General features: G+C 70.7%; 10 protein-coding genes. 3 read left to right on the forward strand and 7 right to left on the reverse strand.

The genetic code is table 11. The annotated features are described in order from the left end of the window. Positions 1–60: 60 nt before the first annotated feature. The 5 genes from ftsH to dacB all read right to left on the reverse strand — a co-directional run bounded on the left by ftsH (position 61) and on the right by dacB (position 7,057). Entirely contained in the window at positions 61–2,103 is a 2,043-nt protein-coding gene (gene ftsH, locus O1G22_RS18625; protein ID WP_225097219.1) for an ATP-dependent zinc metalloprotease FtsH, read from the reverse strand. A gap of 215 nt (positions 2,104–2,318) precedes the next feature. After that, positions 2,319–2,879, reverse strand: coding sequence for a hypoxanthine phosphoribosyltransferase (hpt, locus tag O1G22_RS18630; protein WP_225097220.1), 561 nt, complete (start codon positions 2,877–2,879; stop codon positions 2,319–2,321). Between the two features lie 77 nt (positions 2,880–2,956). Next, entirely contained in the window at positions 2,957–4,015 is a 1,059-nt protein-coding gene (gene tilS / locus O1G22_RS18635; RefSeq protein WP_270082370.1) for a tRNA lysidine(34) synthetase TilS, read from the reverse strand. Positions 4,016–4,206: 191 nt separating this feature from the next. Next, positions 4,207–5,355: a zinc-dependent metalloprotease gene (locus tag O1G22_RS18640; protein WP_270082371.1), complete on the reverse strand. Its 1,149-nt coding sequence runs from the start codon at positions 5,353–5,355 to the stop codon at positions 4,207–4,209. Between the two features lie 64 nt (positions 5,356–5,419). Beyond that, entirely contained in the window at positions 5,420–7,057 is a 1,638-nt protein-coding gene (gene dacB / locus O1G22_RS18645; RefSeq protein ID WP_270082372.1) for a D-alanyl-D-alanine carboxypeptidase/D-alanyl-D-alanine endopeptidase, read from the reverse strand. A 79-nt stretch (positions 7,058–7,136) separates the two neighbouring features. Here dacB and O1G22_RS18650 point away from each other — a divergent pair, with 79 nt between their 5' ends. Both O1G22_RS18650 and O1G22_RS18655 read left to right on the forward strand, forming a co-directional pair. After that, entirely contained in the window at positions 7,137–7,628 is a 492-nt protein-coding gene (locus tag O1G22_RS18650) for an inorganic diphosphatase (RefSeq protein ID WP_029381130.1), read from the forward strand. A gap of 120 nt (positions 7,629–7,748) precedes the next feature. Beyond that, complete coding sequence (locus O1G22_RS18655; protein ID WP_270082373.1) at positions 7,749–9,404, forward strand: threonine/serine exporter family protein; 1,656 nt, start codon at positions 7,749–7,751, stop codon at positions 9,402–9,404. Between the two features lie 6 nt (positions 9,405–9,410). On the opposite strand, the gene O1G22_RS18660 is transcribed toward O1G22_RS18655, so the two are convergent. Then, positions 9,411–10,340, reverse strand: coding sequence for a DedA family protein (locus O1G22_RS18660; protein ID WP_270082374.1), 930 nt, complete (start codon positions 10,338–10,340; stop codon positions 9,411–9,413). Between the two features lie 166 nt (positions 10,341–10,506). Between O1G22_RS18660 and O1G22_RS18665 the strand changes: the two genes are divergently transcribed. Next, entirely contained in the window at positions 10,507–10,875 is a 369-nt protein-coding gene (locus O1G22_RS18665) for a YbjQ family protein (RefSeq protein ID WP_225097226.1), read from the forward strand. Positions 10,876–10,929: 54 nt separating this feature from the next. Here O1G22_RS18665 and O1G22_RS18670 read toward each other — a convergent pair whose 3' ends face one another. Then, a complete protein-coding gene (locus O1G22_RS18670; protein ID WP_270082375.1) occupies positions 10,930–11,691 on the reverse strand; it encodes a MerR family transcriptional regulator in 762 nt (253 codons plus the stop codon). Between the last annotated feature and the right edge of the window lie 478 nt (positions 11,692–12,169).

The following is a 12,169-nucleotide window of genomic DNA, read 5'->3' on the forward strand; positions in this document are numbered from 1 at the left end:
CCACCAGGCTAAAACCTGGTGGGTGCGGCGTTCATTCCGGCCTCTTTGGCCGAAAAGCGGTCAGTGCTCGGGGCGGTCCTCCGGGGTCTGCTCCGTCACCGGGGCGGACTCGGCGGCCGTGGACTTGACCGTGCTGATCGCGGCCGTCGCGCCGTTCGCACCGTTGGTCAGTGCCAGCTCCTTCGGGGAGAGCACCGGCGGGCGGGTGGACGGGGTGCGGCGCGAGGAGCCGGTCCACGCGGGCCGCGGCGGGCGCTTGACGATCGGGGCGAAGATCTCGGCGATCTCCTCCTTGCCCAGGGTCTCCTTCTCCAGCAGGTGGAGAACGAGCTGGTCGAGCACGTCGCGGTTCTCGACCAGGATCTCCCAGGCCTCGTTGTGCGCGGTCTCGATGAGCTTCTTGACTTCTTCGTCGACCAGCGCGGCGACCTCTTCCGAGTAGTCGCGCTGGTGAGCCATCTCACGGCCGAGGAACGGCTCGCTGTTGTCGCCGCCGAACTTGATCGCGCCGAGCCGCTCGGTCATGCCGTACTGCGTGACCATCGCGCGGGCCAGGTTGGTGGCCTTCTCGATGTCGTTGGCGGCACCGGTGGTCGGGTCGTGGAAGACCAGTTCCTCGGCCGCGCGGCCGCCCAGCATGTAGGCGAGCTGGTCGAGCATCTCGTTGCGCGTGGTCGAGTACTTGTCCTCGTCCGGCAGGACCATCGTGTAGCCGAGGGCGCGGCCGCGGGACAGGATCGTGATCTTGTGGACCGGGTCGGAGTTCGGCGAGGCCGCCGCGACCAGGGCGTGACCGCCCTCGTGGTACGCGGTGATCTTCTTCTCCTTGTCCGACATGATCCGGGTCCGCTTCTGCGGGCCCGCGACCACGCGGTCGATCGCCTCGTCCAGCGCCTTGTTGTCGATCAGCTTCTGGTCGCCACGGGCGGTGAGCAGCGCGGCCTCGTTCAGCACGTTCGCGAGGTCGGCACCGGTCATGCCCGGGGTGCGGCGGGCGACGGCGGCCAGGTCGACGTCGGGCGCGACCGGCTTGCCCTTCTGGTGAACCTTGAGGATCTCCATACGGCCCTGCAGGTCCGGCGGGTCGACCGCGATCTGCCGGTCGAAGCGGCCGGGGCGCAGCAGCGCCGGGTCGAGGATGTCGGGCCGGTTGGTGGCGGCGATCAGGATGACGCCGCCCTTGACGTCGAAGCCGTCCATCTCGACGAGCAGCTGGTTCAGGGTCTGCTCGCGCTCGTCGTGACCACCGCCGAGGCCGGCGCCGCGGTGGCGGCCGACCGCGTCGATCTCGTCGACGAAGACGATCGCCGGGGCGTTCGCCTTGGCCTGCTCGAACAGGTCACGGACCCGGGAGGCACCGACACCGACGAACATCTCGACGAAGTCGGAACCGGAGATCGAGTAGAACGGCACGCCCGCCTCGCCGGCGACGGCGCGCGCGAGCAGCGTCTTGCCGGTACCCGGGCGGCCGTAGAGCAGCACGCCCTTGGGGATCTTGGCGCCGACCGCCTGGAACTTGGCCGGCTCCTGCAGGAACTCCTTGATCTCGTGGAGCTCCTCGACGGCCTCGTCACAGCCGGCGACGTCGGCGAACGTCGTCTTCGGGGTGTCCTTGGTGATGAGCTTGGCCTTGGACTTCCCGAAGTTCATGACCCGGGAGCCGCCGCCCTGCATCTGGTTCATCAGGAACAGGAAGACGACCACGATCAGGACGAAGGGCAGCAGGGACAGCAGGACGCCGACGAACGGGTTCTGCTTGGACGGCGACACCGTGTAGCCGTCCGGGATCTGCTTGCTCTCGTACTTGGTCTGAAGTTTGGTGGCGAGCTGGGTGCCCTGCTGGTCGCCGATGTAGCTCGCCTGGATCTTCGAGCTGCCGTCGACCTTCTGGCCGTCCTTGAGAGTGACCTTGACGGTCTGCTCGTCGCCTGTGGTCAGCTTGGCCGACTGGACCCTGTTGTCATTGATCGCCGCAATGACCTGGCCGGTGTCCACCGTCTTGTAGCCGCCGGACGAGCCGACGACCTGCATCAACACGACCACGGCAAGGACGGCCAGCACGATCCACATGACCGGCCCACGGAAGTATCGCTTCACGTCCATCCATACGGAGCGGTGCCGCCCCGTCCCTCCTGCCATAGTGAGTTTGATAAGACAGTTCTTCTGACGGTACCCCAGCATGGTTGCCCGAAGCCGCACGAAGGTGCTTCGGACGGCTGCGAAGCCCGTCTCTGCATGCTTCAACGGCGCGGAACCCGCCGGGGTTCCCGATCGTCCTACAAGGACTGAGCCGAGTGGCTCACACCACCCGGTCCGGCTCAGCCGCCGTAGACGTGGGGCGCGAGCGTACCGACGAACGGGAGGTTGCGGTACTTCTCGGCGTAGTCGAGGCCGTAGCCGACGACGAACTCGTTGGGGATGTCGAAGCCGACCCACTCGACGTCGATCGCGACCTTCGCGGCGTCGGGCTTGCGCAGCAGCGTGCACACCTTCAGCGAGGCGGGCTCGCGCGAGCCGAGGTTGTTGATCAGCCAGGACAGGGTCAGACCGGAGTCGATGATGTCCTCGACGATCAGGACGTGCTTGCCCTTGATGTCGGTGTCGAGGTCCTTGAGGATCCGTACGACACCGGAGGACTGGGTGCCCGCGCCGTAGGAGGACACGGCCATCCAGTCCATGGTGACGGGGGTGGACAGCGCCCGGGCGAGGTCCGCCATGACCATCACCGCGCCCTTGAGGACGCCGACGATCAGCAGGTCCTTGCCCGCGTACTCCGCGTCGATCTTCGCGGCCAGCTCGGCCAGCTTCGCGTCGATCTCTTCCTTGGTGATGAGCACCTTTTCAAGGTCGGCACCCATGTCTTTCGCGTCCACCCGCATCACTTTCGGTCGTCCCGCACTTCCCGGCCGGCCGGCCGCCCGGCCCGCCGGAGGGTCGCTCCGCGAGAGGTCGGGATTCAGCCTTGCCGAATCACCAGTCTGCCACCCTGGCGCTGGGCGACGACTTTGCCCGGGAGATTGATGGCTCCCTGGCCGCGCCAGCCGGTGATCAGCCGGTCGACTTCCTCGATGTGACGGGCGAACAGCGCACCGGCCGGAGCACCGGCCTCGATGGCGGCGCGGCGCAGGACGCGGCGGCGCACGGCGGGCGGCAGAGCGTAGAGCTTGGCGCATTCCAGCAGGCCGGCGGCGTCCCGTACGGAGGCCTCGGCCTGGCGGGCCCAGGTGTCGAGGGCGTCGGCGTCGTCGCGGGAGAGCTGGGCGGTGCGGGCGAGCGCCTCCACGACGCCCTTGCCGAGGGCCTTCTCCAGGGCGGGCAGACCTTCGTGCCGCAGCCGGGAGCGGGTGTAGGCCGGGTCGGCATTGTGAGGATCGTCCCAAACGGGGAGGGACTGGACCATACAGGCCTTGCGGGCGGTCTGCCGGTCGAGCTGGAGGAAGGGGCGCCGGTAACGGCCGCCGGCCCCCGAGACCGCGGCCATGCCGGACAGGGAGCGGATGCCGGAGCCGCGGGCGAGGCCGAGCAGGACGGTCTCGGCCTGGTCGTCGCGGGTGTGGCCGAGCAGGATCGCGGCGGCCCCGTGCCGTTCGGAGACGGCGTCCAGGGCGGCGTAGCGGGCGTCGCGGGCGGCGGCCTCGGGTCCGCCTTCGCGGCCGACGGTCACGGCGACCGACTCGACCGGGTCGAGGCCGAGTCCGCGCAGGCGCAGGGCGACCTCGTCGGCGCGCAGGTCGGAGCCGGGCTGGAGGCCGTGGTCGATGGTGACGCCGCCGGCGCGCACGCCGAGGCGGGGCGCTTCGAAGGCGAGGGCGGAGGCGAGGGCCATGGAGTCGGCGCCGCCGGAGCACGCGACGAGGACGAGCGGGGAGGGGGACCGCTCGGCCGTGCGTTCCGGGCGCTCGCCGACGGCCTGTCGGCCCGGGCCGCCCGAGGTCGGGGTGTGGTCGTTGAGGATGTCGTGGAGGACGCGGCGGACCGCCAGGCGTATCGCCGCGACCGCAGGATGGGGACCCATGGTCGGTTCCCTTCATGAAGTTGTCGGGGGTGAGCCCGAGATCGGTCACTCAGAGTGTGTAGATGGTGACAGAACCGGGAGGTTCCCCGAGCATTGCACGCCTACGCAAGGCCCACGGTCCCTCGGACGGGTGATTGGAGGGGCGTTCGCCTGCCGCAGGCCGGATTCGATTCACGACCCACCCGACATGTTCACGACTCTGCGGTGCGGTGCACCCGCGCGACCCAGTCCGCCGGTTTGGCGATCTCGGCCTTGGTGGGAAGGGTGTTGGGCGAGGTCCACACGCGGTTGAAGCCGTCGATGCCGACCTGCTCGACCACGGCCCGTACGAACCGTTCGCCGTCCCGGTACTGCCTCAGTTTGGCATCCAGGCCCAGCAGCTTGCGCAGGGCGAGGTCGAGCCGGGAGGCGCCCTTGGCGCGGCGCTGCTGGAACTTCTCGCGGATCTCGGCGACGGACGGTACGACGCTGGGTCCGACGCCGTCCATGACGTAGTCGGCGTGGCCCTCCAGCAGGGACATCACGGCGGTGAGGCGGCCGAGGATCTCGCGCTGGGCGGGGGTCTGCACCAGCTCCACGAAGGAGCGGCCGCCGTCGTCCTCCTCGCCCTCGGGGCGGCCCCCGGCGAGCGACTGGGCGGCTTCCCGGATGCGCTCCAGGAAGGTCATCGGGTCGACGTCGGTCTCGGCCAAGAACGACTGGATTTCGCCCTCAAGGTGATCGCGCAGCCAGGGCACGGCGGTGAACTGCGTGCGGTGGGTCTCCTCGTGCAGGCACACCCACAGGCGGAAGTCGTGCGGCTCGACGTCGAGTTCGCGCTCGACGTGGACGATGTTGGGCGCGACGAGGAGGAGGCGGCCGCCGCCATTCGGCGAATCAGGGGGGCCGCCGGCGGGCAGCTCGCGGGTGGCCGGGGCGAAGGTCTCGTACTGGCCGAGGACGCGGGAGGACAGGAACGACAGCAGCATGCCGAGCTCGACGCCGGTGACCTTGCCGCCGACGGCGCCGAGGACCGCGCTGCCGGGGCTGCCGGCGCGCCGTTCCTGCATCTTCTCCAGCAGCGGTTTGAGGATCTCGCGGAAGCCGGCGACATTGGCGCGGACCCAGCCGGGGCGGTCGACGACGAGGACGGGCGTGTCGTGGCCGGCCTCGGTGCCCATACGAGTGAAGCCCCGGACGTGTTCCTCCGAGGCTTTCGCGTGCCGACGCAGCTCCGCGACGACGGCCCGTGCCTCGTCACGGCTGACGTCGGGGCCCGGCCGTACGAGCCGTGTCGCGGTCGCGACCGCGAGGTTCCAGTCGACCATCCCGGGAGATGTGGTGCCACCGAAGCCAGTCATGCCGTCAACCGTACGTGAGCCCGCCCCCTTGGGGCAGGGCAGCGCGGTCGTCCCGCGGCAGGTCCTAGCCGCAGCCGCACCCCGCGAGCGCCGTGGCCGCCCGGTCCAGGGCGGCCTGGGCCGCCTGGGGGTCGGTCGTGCCGGAGGCCAGGAACGCGAAGGCCAGGGGACGTCCGTCGGCGTCGACGACCGTGCCGGCCAGGGCGTTGACGCCGGTCAGCGTGCCCGTCTTGGCGCGTACGACGCCGGCCGCGCCGTTGCTGTAGCGGCTGGTCAGGGTGCCGGTGAAGCCGGCGATGGGCAGGCCGGTGAGGACGGGGCGCAGGCCGGGGCGGCCCGGGTCGCCGGCGGTGACGAGGAGGCCGGTCAGGAGGTCGGCGGTCAGCCGGTCGGCACGGTCGAGGCCGCTGCCGTCGTGGAAGGAGGCACCGGCCATCGGCAGGCCCAGCTTGGTCAGCCGCGCGGAGATCGCCCTGGCGCCGCCGTCGAAGCTGCCCGGCTGCCCGCTGGTCAGCGCCGTCTGCCGGGCGAGGGTCTCGGCGATGTCGTTGTCGCTGTTGGTCAGCATCCGCTCGACCACGTCGGACAGCGGGGGCGAGGAGACGGTGGCGAGGGTCTGCGCGCGCGTGGAGGCCTTCGCGGGGCCGGGGGGTGTCGTCGTGATGCCGGCGGACTTCAGGAAGGCCGCGAACTTGCCGGCCGCGTCCGCCGCCGGGTCGCTCACGCGCGGGGCGGGGCCGCTGGTGGAGTCGTCGGTACGGCCCTCGTCGGCGGTCAGGGCGCTGACCGGGGCGAGGTTGTCGTTGACGCCGATGGGGTGCACGGCGGGGCCGGTGAACAGGGTGGTGTCGTAGGAGAGCGTGACCTTGTGGATGCCGCGCTTCGTCAGGGCCTGCGCGGTGTCCGCCGCCAGCTGCCGCAGGCTCGCCCAGCCTCCCCCACTTCCGGCCTCGCTTGAGCGGGAGGTGCCCCCGGCTTCCTTGTGGGCGGTCAGGGTCGGGTCACCGCCGCCGACCAGGACGAGTTCGCCGGTGCCGGGTTCGATGGCGGCGCGGGTGGTGAAGCGGTGGTCGGGGCCGAGCGCGGACAGGGCGGCGACGGCGGTGGCGATCTTGGTGGTGGAGGCGGGGGTGAGGGCCTCGCCGTCGTCGCTGCCGTACAGGCGCTTGCCGGTGGTCAGGTCGACGACGGCCGCCGCGTGGCCGTCGCCGAGCTCGGGGACGGCCAGGAGGGGCTCCAGGACGTCCGTGAGGGGCTTTCCGCCCGGGGCGGCCTTCTTGGTGCTCACGGCGTCCGTGGCGGCGCCCAGGGCCGTGAGGACGGGCGGGGCGCTCGGCGCGGGCAGCGGGGCCCCGGAGCTCGTGGCGGGGCCCCCGTGATCTGCGCCACCTGAGCGCTCCAGAGCGATCGCGCGGTCCCGCTCGGCCGTACGCTGACCGTTGGCGTCCCAGGGGCCGGCCGCGGTCACCACTCCGGCGGCGAGCGCGAGGCCGGCGGTGGCGGCGCCCGCGGTGTACTGCCAGGTCCTGACGGCTCGCGGACGGGGGAGGTGCGGGGACCGGAAGGCGAGGCTCCGCGTCAACCGCGCGACCCGCGGCTGCACAGCCGCGACGGCCCGCGCCAGACGCGGTCGTACGGCGTTCGCGATCCGCTCCACCTGCGGTCCTGCGGCCCGCCACGGCCTCGGCTCTGGCACGACCACCAGCCCCTTTCGCGATCACACACCTGCGTGAGGGACACTTAACCACCAGAACTATGTGCTGATCATGGAGGAGCCACCGGTGGAGTTCGACGTCACGATCGAGATCCCGAAGGGTTCGCGCAACAAGTACGAGGTGGACCACGAGACCGGTCGGATCCGCCTGGACCGTCGTCTCTTCACCTCGACCGCCTACCCGACCGACTACGGCTTCGTCGAGAACACCCTCGGCGAGGACGGCGACCCGCTGGACGCGCTGGTCATCCTGGACGAGCCGACCTTCCCGGGCTGCCTGATCCGCTGCCGTGCGATCGGCATGTTCCGCATGACGGACGAGGCGGGCGGCGACGACAAGCTGCTGTGCGTGCCGGCCACCGACCCGCGCGTGGAGCACCTGCGCGACATCCACCACGTGTCGGAGTTCGACCGCCTGGAGATCCAGCACTTCTTCGAGGTGTACAAGGACCTGGAGCCCGGCAAGTCGGTCGAGGGTGCCAACTGGGTCGGCCGCACGGACGCCGAGGCCGAGATCGAGCGGTCCTACAAGCGCTTCAAGGAGCAGGGCGGCCACTGAGCCGAGCCTGTCCCGGCGAAACGGGCCGCACGCGTGCGCGTGCGGCCCGTTTGTGTGTCCGGCGCCTGCGCATGCGCATACTGAGGCTGACGGAAGGTGTCGTTCAGGGAGCGGTGCGAGGTGACGGAGGCGGAGGACCGCAAGCCCCGGTCGGACGAGGCGCGGTACGACCCGGAGATCACGTCCGAGTTCGCCATTCCCGAGGGCATCGAGGTCCCCGAGAGCGACGGTGAGCCGGAGACCACGTCCGAGTTCGCCGTGCCGGAGGGCCTTGAGGCGCCGCAGCCGCCGGCCGCCGAGCCGGAGGTGTCGGCGTTCACGACCCCGAGCGTCTACAGCGCCCAGCACGCACCGGCCGCGTTCACGCCCGCCGCCGGGGTGCCGCTGGTCAGCCTGATCAAGGACGCGCCCTGGCAGGACCGGATGCGCACGATGCTGCGCATGCCGGTGACCGAGCGGCCGGCGCCGGAGGCCGTGCAGCGGACCGAGGGGGAGGGCCCGGCGGTTCCGCGCGTGCTCGACCTGACGCTGCGTATCGGCGAGCTGCTGCTGGCGGGCGGCGAGGGCGCGGAGGACGTGGAGGCCGCGATGTTCGCGGTGTGCCGCTCCTACGGCCTGGACCGCTGCGAGCCCAACGTCACCTTCACGCTGCTGTCGATCTCGCACCAGCCGTCCCTGGTGGACGACCCGGTCACGGCGTCCCGGACGGTACGGCGCCGGGGCACCGACTACACCCGTCTGCAGGCCGTGTTCGGGCTGGTGGACGACCTGACGGACCCGGAGACGCATGTCTCCCTGGAGGAGGCCTACCGGCGGCTGGCCGAGATCCGCCGCAACCGGCACCCCTACCCCGGCTGGGCGCTGACGCTGGCCAGCGGGGTGCTGGCCGGCGCGGCCTCCGTCCTGGTCGGCGGTGATCTGATCGTGTTCGTCGCGGCGGCCCTCGGCGCGATGCTCGGCGACCGGCTGGCCTGGCTGTGCGCCGGGCGCGGGCTGCCGGAGTTCTACCAGTTCACGGTCGCCGCGATGCCGCCCGCCGCGATCGGAGTGGCCTTCGCGCTGGCCGATGTGGATGTGAAGGCGTCCGCCGTGGTCACCGGTGGACTGTTCGCGCTGCTGCCCGGACGGGCACTGGTGGCGGGCGTGCAGGACGGTCTGACGGGCTTCTACATCACCGCCGCGGCCCGCCTGCTGGAAGTCCTGTACTTCTTCGTCGGCATCGTCGCCGGAGTGCTGGTCGTCCTGTACTTCGGCGTGAAGGTCGGCGGGAAGCTGAACCCGGAAGCGGGTCTCCACATCAGCGAACGGCCGCTGATCCAGATCGCCGCGTCCATGGTGCTGTCGCTGACCTTCGCGGTCCTGCTCCAGCAGGAACGTTCGACCGTGCTCTGGGTGACCCTCAACGGGGGCGTGGCCTGGTCGGTGTACGGCGCGATGCACTACGTCGGGAACATCTCGCCGGTGGCCTCCACCGCCGTGGCGGCGGGGCTGGTGGGCCTGTTCGGGCAGCTGCTGTCCCGCTACCGCTTCGCGTCCGCGCTGCCCTACACGACGGCGGCGATCGGTCCGCTGCTGCCCGGCTCCGCGACGTACTTCGGGCTGCTGAACATGGCCCAGAACCAGGTGGACAAGGGACTGGTGTCGCTGGCCAACGCGGCGTCGCTGGCCATGGCCATCGCCATCGGGGTCAACCTGGGCTCGGAGATCTTCCGGCTGTTCCTGCGGGTCGGCTCCCCCGGGAAGCGCCGTGCGGCCAAGCGGACCCGGGGTTTCTGAGGGGCTCTACTGCCGGCGGTGGTCGTAGGGGTAGCCGTTCTGGTCGTACTGCTGCTGCGGGTACTGCCCCTGGTGCTGCGGGTACTGCCCCTGGTCGTAGTACTGGTTGTCGTAGCCCTGGTCCCAGTACTGCTGGTCCTGCTGCTGGGGCTGGTAGGGCTGCTGCTGGGGCTGGTAGGCGTACGGCTGCTGCGGCTCCGGCTCTATGCGGCGCAGCTGCGTCGTCGCGTCGTCCATGACCGGCTGAGCCGGCTGGTGCCGATACGCCGGCTGCTGGGGGACGAGCCGCGGCTCGGGGCGGGCGGCGGCGGCCTTCTTCTCCTTGCCGCGGGCGCGCAGGAACTCGATCGCGATCGGAACCACCGAGACGAGGACGATCAGGATCAGGATCGCCTCGATGTTGTTCTTGACGAAGGTGATGTTGCCGAGCCAGGAGCCGAGCAGAGTGACGCCCGCGCCCCACAGGGTGCCGCCGATGACGTTGAAGATCAGGAACGAGCGGTACTTCATGCCGCTGACGCCGGCGATGATCGGCGTGAACGTGCGCACCACGGGCACGAAGCGGGCCAGGACCAGGGACTTCGGGCCGTATTTCTCGAAGAACTCGTGCGCCTTGGTGACGTTCTCCTGTTTGAACAGGCGGGAGTCGGGGCGGTTGAAGAGGGACGGGCCGACCTTCTTGCCGAACATGTAGCCCGCCTGGTCACCGAGGATCGCGGCGAGGCAGATCAGGCCGACGGCGCCCCACAGGGGGAAGTTCATCTGGTGCGAGGTGATCAGCAGGCCGCACGTGAACAGCAGCGAGTCACCGGGCAGGAAGAAGCCGATGAGCAGGCCGGACTCGGCGAAGACGACGAGCAGCAGACCCCAGATGCCGAATTTGTCGAGGAGGGTGTTGGGATCCAGCCAGCTCGGGCCGAGGGCGAGTGTCATCACGGGTCCGGGCTCCTGAAGGCGTGAAGGCGCGAAGGCGGGGGTGCGGCGGCTGAACGGCGTACTTCCCTGTGGTGCCGCCCAAAGCTATCAACGTGAAGTGACCACCCCAGGTTCCACCGGCGTCTCCAGGATGCGCTGTGGGACAACGGAGAGAAAGCTGTGACGCATGGGACTCGAAGACTACGGCGGCGGCCAGGGGCCCCAGCCGGACGTGCTGGTCGTGACGACGAACGACGTGCCCGGATACCGGGTGCAGCAGGTGATCGGCGAGGTCTTCGGACTCACCGTCCGCTCGCGCCACCTGGGCAGCCAGATCGGCGCCGGGCTGAAGTCGATGATCGGCGGCGAGCTGAAGGGGCTCACCAAGACGCTCGTGCAGACCCGCAACCAGGCCATGGAGCGGCTGGTGGAGCAGGCACGCGCGCGTGGCGCCAACGCCGTGCTGGCGTTCCGCTTCGACGTGACGGAGGCCGCCGACGTGGGCACCGAGGTGTGCGCGTACGGCACGGCGGTCGTCCTGGCCCGGGCGGAGTGACCTCGCACACACCCGGGCCGGGACCGGCGGGACCGGTCAGAAGGTGCGGTCCGGTCAGGAGGTGCGGCGGTCGGCATTGGCGAGGATCGCCTCGCGCAGGTGCTCGGCGAGGCCCGGCCCCATGGAGTCGTAGTACGCCTTGAAGCGCTCGTCGGAGACGTACATCTCCGCGAAGCACCGGTGCAGCTCGTACGGCACCTCGAAATACCACCGGGTCATGTGCTGCCGGTGCTCCTCGGCCAGGTCCATCGCGGCCTCACCGGTCGCGGGCGCACCGGCGGCCACCAGGGCGGCGTACCGCTCCTGCCAGTCGTCGACCTCGGCCTTGATCCGCTTCCAGTCCTCCTTGGTGTAGGTGGCGGCGCGGCGCTGCGACTCGGCGTACGCCTCCGTGTCGCCCCAGCGCGCCTCCGCCTCGTCGCGGTACTGCTCGGGGTCCTTGTCCCCGAAGACCTCGAACCGCTCCTCGGGGGTGAGTTGAATGCCCATCGTGCGTGCCTCCATGGCGTGTTCCACGGCCGCGGCCATCTTCTGCAGCTTCTCGATCCGGGCGGTGAGCAGGTCGTGCTGGCGGCGCAGGTGTGCGCCGGGATCCACCGCCGGGTCGTCGAGCAGGGCCGCGACCTCGTCGAGCGGGAAGCCGAGCTCCCGGTAGAACAGGATCTGCTGGAGCCGGTCGAGGTCGGCGTCGGTGTAGCGCCGGTGCCCGGCGTGCGTGCGCTCGCCGGGCACGAGCAGGCCGATCTCGTCGTAGTGGTGCAGGGTGCGCACCGTGATCCCGGCGAACCCCGCGACCTGTCCCACGGAGTAGCTCACTGTTCCGCTCCTTGTCGTCGGTACGGCCTCCACGCTGAGGCCTCACGTCACGTGAGGTGCAAGCCGGTTTCCGCGCCGGACGTGGTGCGGGGCGTACGAATGTTGCGCACATTTAGTCCGGTTTATTGCGTTTATGGTGATCGCGTGGCCCAGGACACCGCGCGGCAGCCGCCCCCGACCGCTCCCACGGCCCCGGCACGGGCGCTGCTGCCGTTCATCCTGCCCGCCGTCGCCGTGGGGGCCGCTGCCGGCCGGCGGGGTCGTGCTCGGGGCGCCGGCGGGGCTCGGCGGTCATCTGACGCCGTTCTCGGTACGGCAGTGGGTCTCGCCACCCATGCGCTCGTTCCGGCCGTGCGTCCCGGGCCGGGCGTGGCGACGGGCGTCCTGGGCATTCACCCTGCTGTGTGTCGCCTCGCCGTCGGCCCGGCTGCTGGTGACGGGACGTCCGCACATGCAATTGCGGCCGGACGGCACCCCG

Source organism: Streptomyces camelliae (assembly GCF_027625935.1).
Taxonomy (GTDB): Bacteria; Actinomycetota; Actinomycetes; order Streptomycetales; family Streptomycetaceae; genus Streptomyces; species Streptomyces camelliae.

Excerpts from the sequence above, each read along its gene's own strand:
- ftsH (WP_225097219.1), bottom strand. The coding sequence starts at position 2,103 with ATGGACGTGAAGCGATACTTCCGTGGGCCGGTCATGTGGATCGTGCTG.
- hpt (WP_225097220.1), bottom strand. The coding sequence starts at position 2,879 with ATGCGGGTGGACGCGAAAGACATGGGTGCCGACCTTGAAAAGGTGCTC.
- tilS (WP_270082370.1), bottom strand. The coding sequence starts at position 4,015 with ATGGGTCCCCATCCTGCGGTCGCGGCGATACGCCTGGCGGTCCGCCGC.
- O1G22_RS18640 (WP_270082371.1), bottom strand. The coding sequence starts at position 5,355 with ATGACTGGCTTCGGTGGCACCACATCTCCCGGGATGGTCGACTGGAAC.
- O1G22_RS18665 (WP_225097226.1), top strand. The coding sequence starts at position 10,507 with ATGGGACTCGAAGACTACGGCGGCGGCCAGGGGCCCCAGCCGGACGTG.